Annotated in this window: 21 protein-coding genes; 12 read left to right on the top strand and 9 right to left on the bottom strand. The window is 62.1% G+C overall.

Translation table 11 applies throughout. The features are described 5' to 3' along the window. Positions 1-39: 39 nt before the first annotated feature. Positions 40-975, top strand: coding sequence for an electron transfer flavoprotein subunit alpha/FixB family protein (locus tag ACTJLB_RS21115; RefSeq protein ID WP_440784349.1), 936 nt, complete (start codon positions 40-42; stop codon positions 973-975). A gap of 108 nt (positions 976-1083) precedes the next feature. Continuing rightward, the gene (locus ACTJLB_RS21110) at positions 1084-2874 is read left to right on the top strand and encodes an acyl-CoA dehydrogenase (RefSeq protein WP_440784341.1); all 1791 of its coding nucleotides are present in this window, start codon (positions 1084-1086) and stop codon (positions 2872-2874) included. Positions 2875-2993: 119 nt separating this feature from the next. Here the strand turns inward: ACTJLB_RS21110 and ACTJLB_RS21105 are convergent, their stop codons facing one another. Then, entirely contained in the window at positions 2994-4310 is a 1317-nt protein-coding gene (locus ACTJLB_RS21105) for a D-amino acid dehydrogenase (RefSeq protein ID WP_020069327.1), read from the bottom strand. A 164-nt stretch (positions 4311-4474) separates the two neighbouring features. Between ACTJLB_RS21105 and ACTJLB_RS21100 the strand changes: the two genes are divergently transcribed. Together ACTJLB_RS21100 and ACTJLB_RS21095 are read left to right on the top strand one after the other, a co-directional pair. Next, positions 4475-4975, top strand: coding sequence for an Lrp/AsnC ligand binding domain-containing protein (locus ACTJLB_RS21100; RefSeq protein WP_013340120.1), 501 nt, complete (start codon positions 4475-4477; stop codon positions 4973-4975). Positions 4976-5060: 85 nt separating this feature from the next. Then, positions 5061-6206 carry a PA0069 family radical SAM protein gene (locus ACTJLB_RS21095; protein WP_440784340.1) on the top strand — a complete coding sequence of 382 codons (1146 nt, stop codon included), beginning with the start codon at positions 5061-5063 and terminating at the stop codon, positions 6204-6206. A 21-nt stretch (positions 6207-6227) separates the two neighbouring features. Here the strand turns inward: ACTJLB_RS21095 and ACTJLB_RS21090 are convergent, their stop codons facing one another. Both ACTJLB_RS21090 and ACTJLB_RS21085 read right to left on the bottom strand, forming a co-directional pair. Further along, positions 6228-6695 carry an NINE protein gene (locus ACTJLB_RS21090; RefSeq protein WP_087752513.1) on the bottom strand — a complete coding sequence of 156 codons (468 nt, stop codon included), beginning with the start codon at positions 6693-6695 and terminating at the stop codon, positions 6228-6230. A gap of 240 nt (positions 6696-6935) precedes the next feature. After that, entirely contained in the window at positions 6936-8018 is a 1083-nt protein-coding gene (locus ACTJLB_RS21085) for a PQQ-dependent sugar dehydrogenase (protein ID WP_440784348.1), read from the bottom strand. Between the two features lie 259 nt (positions 8019-8277). On the opposite strand from ACTJLB_RS21085, the gene rpsP reads away from it, so the two are divergent. From rpsP to ACTJLB_RS21055, 6 genes are all read left to right on the top strand, one after another. After that, on the top strand, positions 8278-8532 hold the full coding sequence (rpsP, locus tag ACTJLB_RS21080; protein WP_006400702.1) for a 30S ribosomal protein S16: 255 nt from the start codon (positions 8278-8280) through the stop codon (positions 8530-8532). A 120-nt stretch (positions 8533-8652) separates the two neighbouring features. Next, the gene (gene rimM, locus ACTJLB_RS21075) at positions 8653-9411 is read left to right on the top strand and encodes a ribosome maturation factor RimM (RefSeq protein ID WP_020069332.1); all 759 of its coding nucleotides are present in this window, start codon (positions 8653-8655) and stop codon (positions 9409-9411) included. Between the two features lie 38 nt (positions 9412-9449). Beyond that, complete coding sequence (gene trmD, locus ACTJLB_RS21070; protein WP_020069333.1) at positions 9450-10217, top strand: tRNA (guanosine(37)-N1)-methyltransferase TrmD; 768 nt, start codon at positions 9450-9452, stop codon at positions 10215-10217. A 146-nt stretch (positions 10218-10363) separates the two neighbouring features. Then, a complete protein-coding gene (gene rplS / locus ACTJLB_RS21065; RefSeq protein ID WP_020069334.1) occupies positions 10364-10750 on the top strand; it encodes a 50S ribosomal protein L19 in 387 nt (128 codons plus the stop codon). Between the two features lie 91 nt (positions 10751-10841). Then, a complete protein-coding gene (locus ACTJLB_RS21060; RefSeq protein WP_020069335.1) occupies positions 10842-11558 on the top strand; it encodes a CoA pyrophosphatase in 717 nt (238 codons plus the stop codon). 114 nt (positions 11559-11672) lie between these two features. Further along, the gene (locus ACTJLB_RS21055; RefSeq protein WP_020069336.1) at positions 11673-12611 is read left to right on the top strand and encodes a CobD/CbiB family protein; all 939 of its coding nucleotides are present in this window, start codon (positions 11673-11675) and stop codon (positions 12609-12611) included. Between the two features lie 191 nt (positions 12612-12802). On the opposite strand, the gene ACTJLB_RS21050 is transcribed toward ACTJLB_RS21055, so the two are convergent. The 3 genes from ACTJLB_RS21050 to ACTJLB_RS21040 are packed head-to-tail and all read right to left on the bottom strand — an operon-like array spanning position 12803 to position 15391. Beyond that, on the bottom strand, positions 12803-13123 hold the full coding sequence (locus ACTJLB_RS21050) for a putative signal transducing protein (RefSeq protein ID WP_087752516.1): 321 nt from the start codon (positions 13121-13123) through the stop codon (positions 12803-12805). 1 nt (position 13124) lies between these two features. Further along, entirely contained in the window at positions 13125-14135 is a 1011-nt protein-coding gene (gene rsgA, locus ACTJLB_RS21045; protein ID WP_440784339.1) for a ribosome small subunit-dependent GTPase A, read from the bottom strand. Next, positions 14132-15391: a M48 family metallopeptidase gene (locus ACTJLB_RS21040; RefSeq protein ID WP_408130781.1), complete on the bottom strand. Its 1260-nt coding sequence runs from the start codon at positions 15389-15391 to the stop codon at positions 14132-14134. Before ACTJLB_RS21040 ends, rsgA begins: the two co-directional genes overlap by 4 nt. Positions 15392-15535: 144 nt before the next feature. Between ACTJLB_RS21040 and orn the strand changes: the two genes are divergently transcribed. Next, positions 15536-16147 (top strand): oligoribonuclease, encoded by a 612-nt coding sequence (gene orn / locus ACTJLB_RS21035; protein WP_087752519.1) that lies wholly within the window; start codon positions 15536-15538, stop codon positions 16145-16147. A 1-nt stretch (position 16148) separates the two neighbouring features. Here orn and mog read toward each other — a convergent pair whose 3' ends face one another. Next, a complete protein-coding gene (gene mog, locus ACTJLB_RS21030) occupies positions 16149-16799 on the bottom strand; it encodes a molybdopterin adenylyltransferase (RefSeq protein WP_440784338.1) in 651 nt (216 codons plus the stop codon). Then, complete coding sequence (gene yjgA / locus ACTJLB_RS21025; RefSeq protein ID WP_088173629.1) at positions 16780-17391, bottom strand: ribosome biogenesis factor YjgA; 612 nt, start codon at positions 17389-17391, stop codon at positions 16780-16782. Before yjgA ends, mog begins: the two co-directional genes overlap by 20 nt. Positions 17392-17647: 256 nt before the next feature. Between yjgA and pmbA the strand changes: the two genes are divergently transcribed. Next, a complete protein-coding gene (pmbA, locus tag ACTJLB_RS21020; RefSeq protein WP_408162389.1) occupies positions 17648-19018 on the top strand; it encodes a metalloprotease PmbA in 1371 nt (456 codons plus the stop codon). A gap of 125 nt (positions 19019-19143) precedes the next feature. On the opposite strand, the gene ACTJLB_RS21015 is transcribed toward pmbA, so the two are convergent. Then, on the bottom strand, positions 19144-19644 hold the full coding sequence (locus ACTJLB_RS21015; protein ID WP_020069345.1) for a dihydrofolate reductase: 501 nt from the start codon (positions 19642-19644) through the stop codon (positions 19144-19146). Between the last annotated feature and the right edge of the window lie 236 nt (positions 19645-19880).

Genomic DNA, 19880 nt, shown 5'->3' with positions numbered 1-19880 from the left:
TGCTGTGAGCAGCGCACGGAGACGAATGAAATGACGAATCTGGTGAATCTTGTAATAGCAGAACACGACAACACGTCGATCAAGGGCGCAACGCTGAATACGATCGCAGCCGCGCAGAAGGTTGGCGGCGATATTCATGTGCTGGTCGCAGGTCAGAATGCGCAGGCTGCAGCGGATGCGGCGGCGAAGATCGCCGGTGTTTCCAAAGTGTTGCTGGCCGACGCGCCGCAACTCGCCGAAGGGCTCGCTGAAAACGTCGAAGCCACGGTGCTGAACATTGCAAAGGACTACTCGCACATCTTCGCGCCGGCCACCGCCTACGGCAAGAACATCGCGCCGCGTATCGCAGCGAAGCTCGATGTCGCGCAGATCAGCGATATCACCGCGGTCGATTCCCCGGACACGTTCGAGCGCCCGATCTATGCGGGCAACGCGATCGCGACGGTGCAGTCGGCCGATCCGATCAAGGTCATTACCGTACGCACGACGGGCTTCGACGCAGTTGCAGCCGAAGGCGGCAGCGCGACGGTGGAGAAGATCGAAGCAGCCGCGGACGCGGGCCTCTCGCGGTTCGTCAGCCGTGAAGTGACGAAGCTGGATCGTCCGGAACTGACGTCGGCGAAGATCATCGTTTCGGGCGGGCGCGGCCTGGGCAACGGCGAGAACTACACCAAGGTTCTCGAGCCGCTGGCCGACAAGCTGAATGCGGCGCTGGGTGCATCGCGTGCCGCAGTGGACGCGGGCTTCGTGCCGAACGACTATCAGGTCGGCCAGACCGGCAAGATCGTCGCGCCGCAACTGTATGTGGCGGTCGGCATCTCGGGCGCGATCCAGCATCTGGCGGGCATGAAGGACAGCAAGGTGATCGTCGCCATCAACAAGGACCCGGAAGCGCCGATTTTCAGCGTTGCCGATTATGGCCTTGTTGGCGATCTGTTCACGCTCGTTCCGGAACTGGTCAGCGAACTCGGCTAAGCGTCCGGGCGCCGTATAAAAGCCATCCAAAGGCGTTAGGCGACATATAAAGGGCGCGGGACCAACAAGTCCGGCGCCCTTTTTCCATCAAGGCAGGAGGAGAACACAATGAGCTATACGGCGCCTATCAAGGACATGCTGTTCGTGATGAAAGAACTGGCGGATCTCGAGCAGATCGCGACGCTGCCAGGCTTCGAGGACGCGAATCTGGACACCGCCCAGGCCGTGCTGGAAGAGTCGGCGAAACTATGCGGCGAAGTGCTCGCTCCGCTGAATGTGGAAGGCGATCGCAATCCGAGCAGTTGGAAAGACGGCGTAGTTACCGCGACGCCGGGCTTCAAGGAAGCGTTCCGCCAGTTTGGCGAAGGCGGCTGGCAGGGCGTGCAGCATCCCGTCGACTATGAAGGTCAGGGTCTGCCCAAGCTGATCGCGACCGCGTGCATCGAAATGCTGAACGCGTCGAACCTGTCGTTCGCGTTGTGTCCATTGCTGACCGACGGCGCGATCGAAGCGCTGCTGACCGCCGGCACCGACGCGCAGAAACAGACCTATGTGCCCAAGCTGGTTTCCGGCGAATGGACCGGCACGATGAACCTCACCGAGCCGCAAGCGGGCTCCGACCTCGCGCTCGTGCGCACGCGCGCAGAGCCGCAAGGCGACGGTTCGTTCAAGCTCTTCGGCACGAAGATTTTCATCACGTGGGGCGAGCACGACATGGCGAAGAACATCGCGCATCTCGTGCTGGCACGGACACCGAACGCGCCTGAAGGCGTGAAGGGCATTTCGCTCTTCATCGTTCCAAAGTTTCTGATCAATGAAGACGGTTCGCTCGGCGAGCGTAACGACGTGCACTGCGTGTCGATCGAACACAAGCTCGGCATCAAGGCGAGCCCGACAGCGGTACTGCAATTCGGCGACCACGGCGGCGCGATCGGGCACCTGATCGGCGAGGAAAATCGCGGACTCGAGTACATGTTCATCATGATGAACGCTGCTCGTTTTGCCGTGGGCATGCAGGGCGTCGGCGTGTCGGATCGCGCGTATCAGAAGGCGGTCGCGTATGCGAAGGACCGCGTACAAAGCCGTCCCGTCGACGGCTCTGCAAAACAGCCGGTCGCGATCATTCAGCACCCTGACGTGCGTCGTATGCTGTCGACAATGCGCGCGCTCACGGAAGCGTCGCGTGCGCTCGCTTACGTCGCGGCAGGGCATTGCGATATCGCACATCGTCATCCGGACGAAGCGACGCGTGCAAGCCACCAGGCGATCTACGAATTTCTCGTGCCGATCGTGAAGGGCTGGAGTACCGAGCTGTCGATCGACGTGACGAGCCTCGGCGTGCAGGTGCACGGCGGCATGGGTTTCATCGAGGAGACGGGCGCCGCGCAGTATTACCGCGATGCCCGCATCCTGCCGATTTACGAGGGAACGACTGCGATTCAGGCAAACGATCTGATCGGCCGCAAGACGGTGCGTGATGGCGGCAAGGTTGCAAAGTCGCTGCTCGCGGGCGTCGCTGAGACCGTCGAATCGCTCGGCGCGCAGCAAGGACCTGCGTTCGAGTCGATGAAAAAGTATCTCGGGCAAGGGCAGCGCTCGTTGAGCGCCGCAATCGACTTCGTCGTCGCGAACACGAAAGAGGATCCGAACGCCGTGTTTGCCGGCAGCGTGCCTTATCTGAAGCTCGCCGGGATTGTGCTCGGCGGCTGGCAGATGGCGCGCGCACTGCTCGTCGCCGCTCAGAAGCGCGACGAAGACCCGGCGTTCTACAGCGCGAAAATCGCGACCGCGCAATTCTATGCGGAGCATGTGTTGCCGCTTGCGTCCGCACTCGAAGCGTCGATTGTCAGCGCGAAGGGCAGCGAGGGCGTTCTCGCGTTGTCGGCGGACCAGTTCTGACACGGTCTGTCGCTATACATTGCCCTTTAAATGCAAGCGGCGCCTTGTAGCAAGGCGCCGTTTCTCTTTTTTACGAGTCGCTTCGCGCAGTCACGAACCGGCCGACGACGCGGTATGCGTCAAATCTCGCGAGTTCTCGAAGTCACGCTTCGCGCATAAGCCGGACGATGCGCGCTGCCAGTGTCGCCGAGATAGCGATGTACCGACAGATCGTCTGCCTTGATGGCAGGCTGCTTGCCCGAGATGACGTCGGCGAGCAATTGGCCGGAACCACACGACATGGTCCAGCCGAGCGTACCGTGGCCGGTGTTCAGGAACAGATTCGCCACCGGCGTGCGGCCGACGATCGGTGTGCCGTCCGGCGTCATAGGCCGCAGCCCGGTCCAGAAGCTCGCCTTCGACGTATCGCCGCCACCCGGGAACAGGTCGTTCACGCACAGTTCCAGCGTTTCGCGGCGCGCCTGGCGCAACGATTTGTCGAAGCCGACGATCTCAGCCATGCCGCCCACGCGAATCCGGTTGTCGAAACGGGTGATCGCGATCTTGTAGGTTTCGTCCAGCACCGTGGAAACGGGCGCGGCCGCTTCATTGACGATGGGCGCCGTGATCGAGTAGCCCTTCAGCGGATACACCGGAATCTTCACGAGACCGGACAGGAATTTCGTCGAGTACGAACCCAGCGCGACCACGAACGAATCGGCGCGCACCAGTTCGTTGCCGCATTGCACGCCGGCAATGCGGTCTCCGGCCATGGCGAGTGCGTCGATCGGCGTGTTGTAGCGGAATTTGACACCCAGTTGCTCGGCCAGCGCGGCAAGGCGCGTGGTGAACATCTGACAGTCGCCGGTTTCGTCGCCCGGCAGGCGCAGACCGCCGGTCAACTTGTGGGAGACGGCGGCAAGCGCCGGTTCCGCCTGCGCCAATTCGGCGGCCGAGAGCAGTTCGTACGGCACATTGGCTTCGCGCAGCACCGCGATGTCTTTCGCCGCGCCGTCGAATTGCTGCTGCGTGCGGAACACCTGCAGTGTGCCGCCAGTGCGGCCTTCGTATTGGATGCCGGTCTCGGCGCGCAGCGCCTGCAGGCAATCGCGGCTGTATTCGGCAAGACGGACCATGCGGCCTTTGTTGACCGCATAGCGCGACTCGGTGCAGTTCTGCAGCATTTGCCACATCCATTGCAGCTGAAACTGCGTGCCGTCGAGGCGGATTGCGAGCGGTGCGTGTTTCTGGAACATCCACTTGACGGCTTTCAGCGGCACGCCCGGTGCGGCCCATGGCGACGCATAACCGGGCGAGATCTGCCCGGCGTTGGCGAAACTGGTTTCGAGCGCCGGGCCGGCTTCCCGATCGATAACGGTCACTTCATGACCCGCCCGTGCCAGGTAATACGCGCTTGTCACGCCGACGACGCCACTGCCCAAAACGACGACTCGCATAGCTGCTCCGGAAAATTCGCAAAGATTCGGGGCGGTGCGCTCGCTAGTTCGTGGATTCGTGCGATTAACGAGGTGTAACGCGGTTCGCCCAGTGTTAACCGCTATACTATGGCCGAGCCTGCAGGTTTTGTTATTGTATTTTTGCGATTTTTAGAAGAAACACTATGCGTACGCAGCGCCAGCCGGTCCGAGCTCTCGACAAGCTCGATCACAAGATTCTTCGTCTGCTGCAACAGGACGGTCGCATGGCCATGAAAGACCTCGCGGAGCAGGTCGGACTGTCGGTCACGCCGTGTATCGAGCGCGTCAAGCGCATGGAGCGCGACGGCGTCATTACCGGCTACTACGCGCGCGTGAATCCGGCGGAACTGGGCGCGGCACTGCTCGTATTTGTAGAAATCACGCTGGATCACAAAAGCGGCAACATGTTCGACCAGTTTCGGCGTGAAGTTCAGAAAATCCCCGAAGTGCTCGAATGCCACCTCGTGTCAGGTGACTTCGACTATCTGATCAAGGCGCGGATCGGCGAAATGGCCGACTACCGCAAGCTGCTGGGCGACATCCTGCTGCAGCTCCCCGGCGCGGTGCAGTCGAAAAGCTACGTGGTTATGGAAGAAATCAAGGAAACGCTGACCATTCCCGTCGGCGACGAAGCCACGCGCTAGTTTTCCGCAGGGCTCGACAAACGGCGTAAACACTGTATATTTATACAGGTGTTTTGCGCCGTTTTTTATTAGTCTCCTGCTAGCCGTGACCAAATCCCACGTCTCTTCCGTCCGCGAGTTTCCAATCGCACCGCCAGCGCCTCGCAAAGGGCGCGGCGCGGTAACGAACTTGCAGGGACGCTACGAAGTCGACCACCGCGAAGCCGTAGACGACGGCTGGCTTGGGGTCCCGGACGAAGAGGAAGCACCGAAGGTTCTGCGTACGCAGGTTTTCGAGGAAAGGGCGAAGAGCATCCTCACGCGCAATAGCTCGCCGGATATCCCGTTCAGCGTGTCGCTCAATCCGTATCGTGGCTGCGAACACGGCTGTATCTATTGTTTCGCGCGGCCCACGCACAGTTATCTCGGGCTTTCGCCGGGACTCGACTTCGAAAGCCGGATCTATGCGAAGGTCAATGCGCCTGAATTGCTGGAGCGCGAACTTTCGAAGAAATCGTATGAGCCCGAGCCCATCGCGCTGGGCGTAAATACCGACGCCTGGCAGCCCGCAGAACGCGATTGGCGGCTCACGCGGCGCGTGGTCGAGGTGCTCAGCGAGCGGAATCACCCATTTGCAGCGATCACGAAGTCGTCGCTGATCGAGCGCGATCTGGATCTGCTTGCGCCTATGGCGGCTCGGGGCCAGTTTATGGCAGCCATCACGATCACTACGCTAGACGCGGATATCGCCCGTACGCTGGAGCCGCGCGCGGCTACGCCCTCGCGGCGGCTGCGAACCATCCGCACATTGAGCGAGGCCGGCATTCCGGTCGGCGTGAGCATTGCGCCCGTCATTCCGTTTGTCACCGAGCCCGACATGGAGCGCGTGCTCGAGGCGTGCGCGGAAGCCGGCGCCAGCAATGCGAGTTATATCGTGCTCCGCTTACCGTGGGAGGTCGCACCGCTTTTCAAAGACTGGCTTGCCGCGCATTTTCCCGATCGCGCTGAACGGGTCATGGCGCGCGTGCGCGATATGCGCGGTGGTAAAGACTACGACTCGTCTTTTTCTGCCCGCATGAAGGGCGAAGGTTTGTGGGCCGATCTGCTCAAGCAGCGTTTCCACAAAGCGGTGCGCCGTTTAGGGCTGAACCAGCGCGACCGGGGCATTCTGGATATGTCCCACTTCCGGCGAAACGAGGCGCAGCGCGTGCCGGCGGCAATTCCGGACAATCTGCAACTCGATCTGTTCTAGCGTATTGCGCGGCGTGCCGGATTATTGCGACAGCGCTTTGGCCGCCTGAACTTGCCCTTCGAAGTAGGTCTGGAAGGAAATGGCGAGGCCGGTCATCAACAGGAAGGCCCCAATTAGCAGCGAAAAGATCACCACGAAGATTACGGTCCAGCCCGATCGGCTGGTGCGCTGCGTGTGCGCGTTGAACTGCCTGTCCCATTTTTCGTCAGGGCGGAGACCGTAGACGATCGCGGCGAGGAATGCAGCCAGAAGCGAGACGGCGCCCGGAAACGCCAGGACCCAGCCGAGCATTGAGGTGCGTTCGCTCGCCACCAGCAACATCGCGCCTGGAATGCCGATCAGCGTGCCGATCAGGTGAGCCCAGCCGAAAAGGTCGCGCGGTCCGTACAGGTAAAAGCGATGTGCGCCGAGGGTGCCCAGGAAAAATGCCAGTGCGGCGGTAATAGTTTTGGATCGAAAGTAAGTCGAGGTCGAAACTGGCTTGGACATGTAGGCGAGGGCAGAGTAACGGGCGGTCAGTAACGCGGGCCGAAGGAGCGGTCAATGGAGCGGGCACACCGTTGCCGCGGACCGTCGCGCATTCTACGCCGCTCGCGTGCGGCCGGTCACGCGGCGTACGGCCTCAGGGGGCCTGGCATGTTGCCGTCTGGCTTGCTGGTTCCTGTGTCGCGCACCGCGGGACGAGATCGACTGCTGACCCACTGAAACGTGGAGCGGCCAGACGGGCGTTCAAGGCGCAGAGTAAGTGACGCGATAGATAGCGCCGGCGTAGTCGTCGCTGATAAGCAGGGACCCGTCGGGCAGCGGCAGGACATCGGCCGGGCGGCCCCAGACGGTTTCTCCCGGCTGGAGCCATCCTTCGGCGAACACTTCCTGACGCGCATGACTGCCGTCCGGCTCCGTGACGACGCGCGTCACGCGGTAACCGGACTTCTTGCTTCGGTTCCAGGAACCGTGCTCGGCAATAAAAATGTTGGCGCGGTAGTCGGGCGGGAACATGGAGCCGCTATAGAAACGCATGCCGAGCGCGGCAACGTGCGCACCTAGCTTGGCGACGGGCGGCGTATACGCGCTGCATGGGTGACCCTCGCCGAATTCCGGGTCGGGAATGACGCCGGCGTGGCAGTACGGAAAGCCGAAGTCCATGCCGACGCGCGGGGCGCGGTTGAGTTCGTCGTCGGGTGCGTCGTCGCCCAGCAGGTCGCGACCGTTATCGGTGAACCATAGTTCGTGCGTCACCGGATGCCAGGCAAACCCGACCGTATTGCGTACACCGCGCGCCACGACTTCGTAATGGTTGCCATCAAGGTCCATGCGGCCGATCATCGCGTAGCGGTCACGGTCTTTCTCGCAGACGTTGCAGGGCGCGCCTTGCGGCACGTAAAGTTTGCCGTCCGGCCCGAAAGCAATGAATTTCGCGCCATGATGAGTCTCCGTCGGCAGTTTGTCCGTCACTATGACTGGCTTGGGCGGCGCATTAAGGCGCGTATCGATCGAGTCGAAGCGTAAAATCTTCGACAGCGCGGAGACGTACAGCGCGCCGTTGTGCCAAGCCACGCCGACCGGAGTCTCCAGTCCCGAGGCCACCACGTGGCGCGCGGCTGCGCGTCCGTCCTGCAGCTGGAGCGCGTACACATGGCCGTCGAGACTGCCTATATATAGAACGCCCTTCGGCGACAACGTCATGGCGCGAGCACTCGGTACAGTGTCCGACAAGACCTCAATGCGAAAACCGGCCGGCAGCTTGATGCGTTCAATAGGTAGCGCGGCAAACACATTGCACGCAAAGGAGGCCAGGAGTGCCGCCGCCACCGTGCGAAAACCGCGACAGAGCGGGGCGTTAGCGGTCCGACGGGCGAAGTAGACGAGTACGAGAGCGGCTCGGGACAGTGGTTTCACAAGGCGATCCGTCAGGTTGTTTGGGCTTCTGGGCGCCGCCGACCACCCGCGCTGTATGGGCGGCGCAACCGCGCTGCTCAGTTTATCCCGGTAAGTGTTTGTTATGGCGTCAGTTTCCCGCTATAATCGCGTGTTTCAGTCGTTCCGAACCCCGGTTTTCAAGGATTCTAGTATGGTCATCATCCGCTTGGCTCGTGGCGGCTCCAAGAAGCGCCCGTTCTACAACATCGTCGCAACCGATTCGCGTAACCGTCGTGACGGCCGCTTCATCGAGCGCGTTGGTTTTTACAACCCGGTCGCTACGAAGGGCGAAGCCCTGCGTATCGCTCAAGACCGCCTCACGTACTGGCAAGGCGTTGGCGCACAACTGTCGCCGACCGTCCAGCGTCTCGTGAAAGAAGCGCAAAAGGCGCAGCCGGCTGCTTAATGGTAGCTCGCATGCGGATCGTCGTCGGTTTGCCCGGCGGCTCGTGCAACTCGCATGAGCAGTCCGATACGCAAGATTTTTTGCCGAAGCAGGCGTCGAAGTTCGTTGTGAGGCTCAATCATGTCCGAGCGTGATTCCGGCAGTTCAGGTCGCGTAAAGACCAAAGAGCCGACACAAGAGCCGCCGAAAGGTGCAAGCTCACGTGCGAAGACGTCTGGTCAGGCGCCATTCGGTGCATTCGTCCGCAAGCCGGTCGAGCGGACCGAAGGCAAGGCGAAAGCCAATGTTGCAAACGCCGGTTCCGAGGCAGCAGCAATGCGCGCGGAAACGGCGGAGAGTTGGCCGGCCGACGCGGTCGAGGTCGGCGCAATCGTCGACGCATACGGTCTCAAAGGCTGGGTCAAGGTAGCTGCTCACGCGGATGCCGGCCATGGCGGCGACGCTTTGCTCAGTGCAAAGCGCTGGTGGCTGATGAAAGGCCGCGAGCGGCAGTCGGCGCCGTCATTGCAGGCGAAAACGCATAGCGACAGTGTGGTGGCCCATCTGGGCGGCGTCACTGACCGTGATGCGGCGTTGTCACTGCGCGGCTCTCGCGTCTATATCAGCCGCAGCGAATTTCCGGCGCTGGAAGCCGACGAATTCTACTGGGTCGACCTGCTCGGCCTGGATGTGGTGAACCTTGCCGGCGTCAACCTGGGCAAGGTGGCAGACATGATCGACAACGGTGCGCATTCGGTGTTGCGCGTCGAATATGCGGCAGCCGACAAAGTCGGCAAGCCGGTCACCGCCGAGCGTTTGATCCCGTTCGTCGGTGTGTTCGTCAAAACGGTGGACCAGGCGGCAAAGCAGATCATCGTCGACTGGGAAGCTGATTATTGACAGTTCAGCAAATCGAGTTCGCTAAAACGGAGAGAGCGATGCAGTTCGATGTCGTCACGCTCTTTCCCGAAATGTTTCGTGCGCTGACCGACTGGGGTATAACCAGCCGGGCAGCAAAGCAGGAGCGCTATGGGTTGCGCACGTGGAATCCGCGTGATTTCACAACCGACAACTACCGCACAATCGACGATCGCCCATACGGCGGCGGCCCCGGCATGGTCATGCTGGCCAAGCCGCTGGAAGATGCGATTGGCGCAGCCAGGGCGGCGCAGGCGGAGCAGGGCATCGGCGCGCCGCGCGTTGTGATGATGTCGCCGCAAGGCGCCACGTTGAATCACGAGCGTGTCATGAAGTTCGCCGCGCAGCCGGGGCTGATTCTGCTGTGCGGGCGCTACGAAGCGATCGATCAGCGTTTGCTCGACCGCGTTGTAGACGAAGAAGTCAGTCTGGGCGACTTCGTGCTGTCGGGCGGAGAGTTGCCCGCCATGGCCTTGATGGATGCGGTCGTGCGCCAGCTGCCGGGCGTGCTCAATGATTCGCAGTCGGCGGTGCAGGACAGTTTTGTCGACGTGCTGCTCGATTGTCCGCACTACACGCGGCCCGAGGAATACCAAGGCGTGCGCGTGCCCGATGTGCTGCTTGGCGGCCATCACGCGGAGATCGAAGCGTGGCGTCGGCGCGAGGCCTTGCGAAACACGTTGCACAAGCGGCCTGACCTGATCGTCAAGGCTAGAAAAAACAAGATGTTGAGCCGTGCCGACGAGGCATGGCTTGCAAGTCTCGCGAAGGAAGAGCCGAAGGCGTAAAGCTTCGGTCTTTCGAGCGGACACCAGGCGGCGCCGCACATGCGTGTACGGCGCCTGATGTGAACCCATCCTCTATCGGGGCCGTAGCCGGGCATTTTCATGCGAGGCAGGTACGAACGCCGACAAGATGGACTTAGGAGTCAGTGATGAATCTGATTGCAAAACTCGAGCAGGAAGAAATTGCGCGCGCCCTCGGCGAAAAGACCATTCCCGAATTCGCTCCTGGCGATACGGTGATTGTCAGCGTGAACGTGGTTGAAGGTACGCGTAAGCGTGTTCAGGCTTACGAAGGCGTCGTGATCGCCAAGCGTAACCGTGGTCTGAATTCGTCGTTCATCGTCCGTAAGATTTCGTCGGGCGAAGGCGTCGAGCGTACGTTCCAGACGTACTCGCCGCTGCTGGCAAGCATCGTCGTGAAGCGTCGTGGCGATGTGCGTCGTGCGAAGCTGTACTACCTGCGCGACCGTTCGGGCAAGTCGGCTCGAATCAAGGAAAAGCTGGTCTCGAAAGACCGCGCTGCTTCCCAGGCGTAAATGCTGTAAGAAAAAGCACCCCTCGCGGGTGCTTTTTTGTTTGCCAGGTCAAAATAGCGGCATCGCCTCTACCGCTCACTCGAGAGATCCGTTGATCCGCCCCGCCTTTGAACCTGAAACGTTGCCTGTCGAAGCGACCGGCGCCCACTTGCCGCCAGTGCCCGCGGAGCGTCTCACGCCCGATGGTCTGCGCCGCCGTTTCAAACAGCATCTTTGCTGGACACCCGAGCCGATCGTCGAGGCGCCGTGGCGCAATACCCAAGGCGATCCGCGTGTCGCCTCTGTGCTGGTCCCGCTTGTAATCCGCGCAAATGGTCTGACTGTGCTGCTCACGCAGCGTGCCGACCATCTCAACGATCACGCAGGCCAGGTCAGCTTCCCTGGTGGCCGGCAGGAACCGTTCGACGCAGACGCCACAGCCACTGCTTTGCGCGAAGCGCAGGAGGAAGTAGGCCTGGCGCCGTCGCGCGTGGAAGTGCTTGGCGCGCTACCCGACTATCTGACGGGCACGGGTTTTCGCGTGACGCCGGTAATCGGCCTTGTGCATCCGCCGTTCGCATTGAAAGCGGACGCGCTGGAGGTCGCAGAAGTATTCGAAGTGCCGCTCGCATTTCTGATGAACCCGGCGCATCACGAAGAACGCGTGTTCCGTTACGAAGGAGGCGAACGGCGTTTCTTCGCTATGCCGTACCCGCGCGGCGCGTCATTGGAAGCGGCTGAAAGAGACGACGGCACGGGCAGCCACTATTTCATCTGGGGCGCGACGGCCGCCATGCTGCGCAATTTCTATCGCTTTCTAATGGCTTAAGGCGAGGTGACGCGCATGGTCGCCGGATGTTTGGCAACGACCTCGCTCAGCGGCATCCGACCCTGTGCTATCGTTATGAAACAATCGTAAAACTCGAAAAGCACGGCGCATCGCATGACTTTTTTTTCCGTATTGCTGGCTCTGATCATTGAACAGGTGCGCGCACTGTCGCCGAACAATCCGGTATCCGCGCTGCTTCAATACCATGCGGAGTCGGCGGCGCACGGATTCGATGCAGGCAAGCCCAAGCACGGCCTTCTTGCGTGGCTCGTCGTAGTGGTGCCGTGGACGCTCGTCGTCGCGCTCGTCTACTACGTTCTGTACAACATCCATTTCGCGCTTGCGTTCCTGTGGAACGTCGCGGTCCTGTACTTCACGCTGGGCTTTCGCCAGTTCAGCCATTACTTTACGGACATTCATCTCGCGCTCAATAACGATGATGTGCCGCGCGCCCGTGAAATTTTGAACGAATGGACCGGCCTCGACACGCTCGACATGCCGGTGAGCGAGATCGTGCGCCATACGCTGATTCACGCAGTTGTCGCGTCGCATCGCCACGTTTTCGGCGTGTTCTTCTGGTTCCTGATTCCGGTGGGGCCCGCAGGCGCGGTGCTGTATCGCATCGCCGAGTATTTGTCGCGCACGTGGGCGCGTCCGGTGGACGACCGTACCATCGCGTTTTCAAGTTTTGCGCAGCGCGCATTTTTCGTGATCGACTGGGTGCCGGCGCGGCTTACGTCGCTGGGGTTTGCGATTGTCGGAAATTTCGAAGACGCGATCTATGCATGGCGTAACCACGCGCGTCAGTGGCCGGATGCGAACGACGGCGTGTTGCTGGCCGCCGGCAGCGGCGCGCTTGGCGCGCGTCTGAGCGGGCCGCTCGCAGAGCCGTCGAGCCTCGACGCGCTCGCCACCGGCGACGGCGGTCCCATGCAAGTCGGCGACGATTGCACGCCGCGCACGCTGCAGTCGGCCGTCGGGCTGGTGTGGCGCGCAGTCGTGTTGTGGATGATCCTGTTGCTCATGCTGACAATCGCCGTGTGGCTCGCTTGACCGCACACGCATGCGAACAAAAAAAGCCGGGTCGCCCCGGCTTTTTTTACGTCCTTCTCCAGGCTCAGGGGCGCTTTGAAAGCTAGGGTCTGCTGAGGCCGAGCATCGACCACGCCGCGTCAGTCTGAACAGCATCGCATGAAGCGCATCAAGCGCATCAGCTCGTGTGCGTACTGTGTGTGAGGCGCGAATCACCCGTCCAACGGATCGCGCGCCGTACCGCACTGCCAGCACACGGTGAATTGCGCTTCGAGCCTCTCACCGCACTGTCGGCACTGCCAGCCAGGCGCACCGGCCGCTGGACCTTGCGACGCCGCATCGATCAAGCGCCGCGCCACCGCCTCGTCGCGATCGTCCACGAGCCATAGCTCAGGCGCGCATTGATCGGCGGGAATATCGCCGAGCGCGCCGTTCAGATAGCGGTTGTGCAACTCGCACGGAATGCCGGCCGCGGCCAGCACATTGACCCAATGCTGTCCGATGATGAGGTTCGGCGCCCGCATCAGCCTCATGTCAGCGAACGACCTGACTGGCTTCGTGCACGAGTTGCGCGTACAGCGCATGGCGTTCGCGGCGGATACGGCCATCGGCAACCGCCTCGAGGATCGCGCAGCCCGGCTCTTGCAGGTGATGGCAGTTGTAGAAGCGGCAATTGGGCAAGAGCGGCCGGAACTCCGGAAACGCGCGTTCGAGCCGGCCTTCAGTCAAATGATGCAGGCCGAATTCCTGGAAGCCCGGCGAGTCGATCAGTGCGCCGCCTTCGCCGTCCACGCTGCGAGTGCCGTGCGCGATGTCCGAGGTGTCCGCTGTGTTTGCTGTGTCATTGCGGGCGAAGTGCGGCAGCGGATAGAGACGCGTGAACGTCGTCGTATGGCGGCCGCTGTTCAGCGCCGTCGAGATCTCGCGCGTGGCGACTTCGGCGTCCGGAATCAGCAGATTCACGAGCGTGGACTTGCCCATACCGGACTGGCCGAGCAACAGCGTCGAATGACCGCGCAAATGTTCGATCAACGCGGTGCGAGCGGCCTCGGGTTGAGCCTTGATCGACACTTCCACCACCGTGTAGCCGAGCGCGCGATACGGCTCCAGCCGTTTGCGAGCGCCTTCGAGCGCATCGGTCACGTCGATCTTGTTCAGCACGATCAACGGCTTCAGTTCGTTGGCTTCCGCTGCGACGAGCGCCCGGCCGAGCAGGTCTTCGCTGAAATGCGGCTCTGTCGCGAGCACGATCAGCAACTGGTCGAGATTCGCGGCGAACAGCTTCGACTTGTACTGATCCGAACGATAAAGCAGATTGCGCCGCTCGCCGATTTCGACGATCACGCCCTGGTCGGCGGAAGTGGGCTCGTAGATCACGCGGTCGCCTACTGCGACTTCGCTGCGCTTGCCGCGTGGGAAGCATTGGAGCATCGGGCCGCCGTCTTCGGGCGCGACCAGATAGTGGCGGCCATGCGCGGCGACCACGAGGCCGCCTACGCGCGTGCTGGACGGCGCGCGCGGCGCTTTCTGAGGGCGGCCGCTCATGCGTGGCGCAACAGTCGGTCGATCCGCTGCGACGCAGGCGGATGCGAGTAATAGAACGCGGTGTAGAGCGGATCGGGCGTCAGCGTGGACGCATTGTCTTCATACAGCTTGACGAGGGCGTTGACGAGGTCTTGCGCGCGGGTTTGCGTGGCTGCGAATGCATCGGCCTCGAACTCGTGCTTGCGCGACGTGAGACTGCCGAGCGGCGTCACAAAGAACACGAACACAGGCAGTGCAAGGAAGAACAGCACGAGCGCGAGTCCGCTATTACCGCCGACTAGCGACGGCCGCACGCCCAGCCCTTCGTAGAACCACACGGACTGCGCGAGCCAGCCGAGCAAGGCGAGCATAGCGAGGCTGAGCGCGAACGTGACCAGCATCCGCTTGATCACGTGACGGCGTTTGAAGTGGCCGAGTTCGTGCGCGAGCACGGCCTCGATCTCGCTGCCCGACAGGCGCGCAAGCAGCGTGTCGAAGAACACGATCCGCTTGGCCGCGCCGAAGCCGGTGAAATACGCGTTGCCGTGCGCGGAGCGGCGGCTGCCGTCCATGACGAAAAGGCCTTTGGCCGCGAAGCCGCAGCGTTTCATCAGCGCCTCGATGCGACTTTTCAGCGCTTCGTCCTTGAGCGGTTCGAATTTGTTGAAAAGCGGTGCGATAAACGACGGGTACAGCACCAGCACGAGCATCTGGAAGACGACCCAGACGATCCACGTCCACAGCCACCAGAAGCTGCCCGCCTGGTTCATCAGCCACAGAACGACGAACAGCAACGGCAGACCGAACGCGGCGCCGAGCAAGACGCCCTTCAACCGGTCGACGATGAAAATGCGCTTGCTCATCCGGTTAAAGCCGAAGCGTTGCTCGATTACAAACTGCCGGAAGTAATCGAACGGCAGGTCGATCGCGCTGGTAATGGCGATCACGGCCGCGACCAGTGCGATCTGCCCGACGTAGCCGCGGCCGAGCCAGTCTGTGATCGCCAGATCGAGTGCCTGCACGCCGCCGAGCAGTGTCAGGCCGATCAGCACGGCGGCGCCGACGACGATCTCGATCATCGTGAGACGCGTGCGCTCGACGGTGTAGTCGGCGGCGCGCTGGTGCGCGCTCAGCGCGATGGTGCCGGCAAACTGGCTCGGCACCTGCTCGCGATGGCTGGCGACGAAGCGGATCTGCCGCGACGCGAGCCAGAGTTTGGTGCCGACCATCGCCACGACGGCGACGACGAACAGAACGGTGAAGTACAGGGTAGGCATCCGTGGATTCCGTGGTATCTATGCGAGAATTATATGTTTCTTCCCGCCTCGCAGCGGGGACATGCTCAAACCATCTCAAACGACCAACCGCCGCAGCAATGGGGCTTCCCGCAAGCTTCCTGCCCGGCCATCAGGACTCCCTTCATGACCGACATTCCCGAATCCGCGCAACCGCTGCCGCTCGTGCGCAGCGACATGAATCTCATCTGGCTGGACATGGAAATGACCGGACTCGACCCGGATTCGGACCGCATCATCGAAATTGCGGTGGTGGTCACGAATTCGACACTCGACAGAATGGTCGAGGGCCCGGTTCTGGCGATTCATCAGAGCGACGAGACGCTCGCCAAAATGGACCAATGGAATCAGAACACACACGGCCGGTCGGGACTGATCGACCGCGTCAAGGCATCTACGGTGAGCGAAGCCGATGCCACCGAACAGATTCGCAATTTTCTCAGCACACATGTGCCACCCGGCAAGTCGCCGATGTGCGGCAACTCGATCTGCCAGGACCGCCGCTTCATGGCGCGCTGGATGCCGGATCTGGAGAGCTTCTTCCATTACCGCAATCTCGACGTCAGCACGCTCAAGGAGCTGTGCCGACGCTGGCAGCCGGCAATCTACAAGGGTTTTCAGAAGCGCGCGCTGCATACGGCGCTTGCCGACATTCACGAGTCGATCGACGAACTGAAGTACTACCGGGAGCACTTCCTGATTCCGCCGACGCCGGACGCCTCCCTCAACGCGGAATAAGCTAAGCCTGCCGGGGGGCGCGCACCGCGCTCTTCGGCCGGAACGCCTTCACTACTTCCGCGTTAGTCTCCACGTACGGCCCGCCGATCAGGTCGATGCAGTAGGGGACCGCCGCGAAGATGCCGGGCACCTTCACCGTGCCGCCGGCGTCGGCATCGCGCAAGCCTTCCAACGTTTCCTTGATCGACTTCGGCTGACCCGGCAGGTTGACGATCAGCGCCGCGTGATCCGCCGTCTCGCGGATCACCGCGACCTGACGCGACAGGATTGCGGTCGGCACGAAATTCAGGCTGATCTGACGCATCTGTTCGCCGAATCCCGGCATTTCCTTCGTCGCGACCGCGAGCGTGGCCTCGGGCGTCACGTCGCGCCGCGACGGGCCCGTGCCGCCGGTAGTCAGCACGAGATCGCAGCCGACTACATCGACGAGTTCCGTGAGCGTTGCCGAGATGGTCGGCGCGTCGTCCTGAATGAGGCGCGTGACCACCTGCCACGGCGAAGTCAACGCGGCGCCGAGCCACTCCTGCAACGCCGGAATGCCTTTGTCCTCGTAGACGCCGGTGGATGCGCGATCGCTGATCGACACGAGGCCGATCAGGATCTCGTCGGGGTGATTGCGCTTCAGCTTGGTGTCAGGCGTCGCGGTCGTCATCGTCGTCTTCCAGGGCGTCGTCGGCATCGGAATCGCTCGCCGCTGCGGGTCCGTCCGCGTTCTTGATCCACTGGAACAACTCACGGAAGTAACGCGGCGGCTTGTTCTGCTCGGCTTCCTTGCGGGCGTTGCGGATCAGCGTGCGGCCTTGCTGCGGATCGGCATTCGGATGCTGGCGGATGAAATCGGTCAGCGCGGCGTCGTCGGCAAGCAGTTTCTCGCGAGTGCGCTCGATCCAGTGCAACTTGGCCGTTTCTGCCTTGTTGACACCGTTGTAAGTGTCGAGCGCGGTGCGCAGCGCAGCGGTTTCTTCGTCCAGCAACGAGCGCATCACGCGCCCGACGTACTGCACCTGACGGCGCTTGCCTTCGTGATCGGTGATGCGGCGCGCCTCGCGCACGGCGTCGTCGAGCTTTTCGGGCATCGGCATGCGCTTGAGCGCGTCTTTGGGCAGCGCGATCAGCGCCGAGCCGAGTTCCTGCAGCTCGTGCATTTCGCGCTTGAGCTGCGACTTGCTCGGACGGTCGTAGCCGTTTTCGTCGACTTCCGGCTCGGCGGATTCGATGGGTTGAATGCGGGTTTTGCGTGTCATGCCGATATTGTAGCGTGCCAGGCCCGACGAACCGGCTGCGCTGCCGTGCGCGGCGATCGACATCGCCGGAAGCGAGCAGCGAATGCCAGGTGCAGCAGCGTTTAGCTTGATATGATCGCGGGATGCGTGAGTGCGCTCGAACGCACGGCAAACGCAGACTGACGCGCATACGAGCAGCGCATATGAGGCGCACTGAACAGCGCGGCATGTGCGAACACCCAAGGGCCGCTCGGCCCCGAACAGGACGGCAACGACAATGGCAGCAGACATGGACGTCAAGCAGCGCTTTTTTCCGCATACCCAGGATGAACTGAAGGAAATCGCCTCGGACATCCTTCGTCACGCGAAGTCGCTCGGCGGTACCGACGCGGCAACCGAAATTTCCGAAGGCGACGGCCTGTCCGTCTCCGTGCGGCGCGGCGAAGTCGAGACGATCGAACATAACCGCGACAAGATGGTCGGCGTGACCGTGTTCATCGGCAACAAGCGCGGCAACGCGAGTACTTCCGACTTCTCGTCACAAGCGCTGAAGGACACGGTCGCGGCCGCGTACAACATCGCCCGCTTCACGGCGGAAGACGATTGTGCGGGTCTCGCCGAAGCCGAGTTGCTCGAGACCGAGCCGCGCGACCTGGATCTCTACCATCCGTGGAATCTGTCCGCCGACGAAGCCGTGGAAATCGCCCGTCGCGCGGAAGACGCCGCGTTCGCCACCGATCCGCAAATCAAGAACTCGGAAGGCGCGAGCGTGTCGGCGCAGCATTCGCAGTTCGTGCTTGCCACGTCGCGCGGTTTCCTCGCGGGCTATCCGTACTCGCGTCACTACATCGCCTGCGCGCCGATTGCCGGCAGCGGCCGCAACATGCAGCGCGACGACTGGTACACGTCTACGCGCAGCGCGGAGCAACTGGCCGACCCGGAAGCGGTCGGTCGTTACGCGGCGCAGCGCGCGCTTGCGCGCATCGGCGCGCGTGGCCTCGACACGCGCAAGGTCCCGGTGCTGTTCGAAGCACCGCTCGCCGCGGGTCTGCTCGGTGCGTTCGTGCAGGCTACGAGCGGCGGCGCGCTGTATCGCAAGACGTCGTTTCTCGTCGATAGTCTCGGCAAGCCGGTGTTCGCGCCGCATGTGCAGATCGTCGAAGATCCGCACGTGCCGCGTGCCATGGGCAGCGCGCCGTTCGACGAAGAAGGCGTGCGCACGCGGCAGCGCTCGGTGGTGAAAGACGGCGTCGTGGAAGGCTATTTCCTCTCGACCTATTCGGCGCGCAAGCTCGGCATGCAGACAACCGGCAACGCGGGCGGCTCGCACAACCTGTCGCTGCTCAGCTCGAACACGCGTGCGGAAGACGACTTCGAAGAAATGCTGCGGAAGCTCGGTACAGGACTGCTGCTGACCGAACTGATGGGCCAGGGTGTCAACTACGTGACGGGCGACTATTCGCGCGGCGCGTCCGGCTTCTGGGTCGAGAACGGCAAGATCCAGTATCCGGTCGAGGAGATCACCGTCGCGAGCACCTTGCAGGAGATGTTCCGCCATGTCGTAGCAATCGGCTCGGACACGATCACTCGGGGCACCAAGCAGACCGGCTCGGTGCTGATTGAACGGATGACGATCGCCGGGCAGTAAGCGGTTTCCCAGCGTTGTAGCGGTACAAACGAAAACGCCACGCAAGTTTGCGTGGCGTTCTGCTTTTTCGGCGTGCCTGGTTCTGTTTTTGTCAGCGCGCTTCACTGCGCCCGGGGCGCCTTACGTCACCGGCTTTTGCGCTTGTATGTGACGAACGCGTAGTCGAAATCGTTCGGTGCATGCGCGCGATGCGTTTCGTGTGCGACTTCTTCCCACTCGTTCGGATCGACTGCCGGGAACGTCGCGTCGCCGTCGAAATCGGCGGAAATCTCCGTGACGATCATCTTGTCTGCAAGACGCAACCCTTCCACATACAACTGGGCACCGCCGATCAGAAACGCTTCGGGCGCCTGGTCCTGCGCGGCGAGCTTGAGTGCTTCGCCGAGCGTGGTGGCCGCGTCGCAACCCTGGAAGCGCCGACCGGCATCGCGAGTCACGACAATGTTGCGGCGTCCCGGCAACGGCCTGCCGATCGACTCATGCGTTTTGCGGCCCATGATGATGGGCGCGCCCATGGTGGTCCGCTTGAAAAACGCGAGGTCTTCGGGGAGTCGCCAGGGCAACTGGTTGTCGCGGCCGATCACGCCATTATTGGCGCGAGCAACGATCAGGGTGAGCGTCGTCATCGAATGGAAGAGGGAACATAACCCGCCTGATTCTACCTGACGCACACGCTCCGGCCGCCGCTCTGGCGTGATCCATCGAGCGGCGACGCCCGGCGGCACCGGCCGAAAAATGCCGCGCGCACTGCGACATCGGCTGAATCCGCGCAATAAAAGCCGATTGAGTGGCGAGTCTTCCTATACATAGCGATTGGCGAACATCTAGGACCGCTCGCAAACCATTGGTGCATTGGTGAACA

Source organism: Paraburkholderia sp. 22098, from assembly GCF_052045935.1.
GTDB lineage: Bacteria > Pseudomonadota > Gammaproteobacteria > Burkholderiales > Burkholderiaceae > Paraburkholderia > Paraburkholderia caledonica.
The sequence above is the reverse complement of the archived record's forward strand: the minus strand, read 5'-3'. Positions and strand labels throughout refer to the sequence as shown.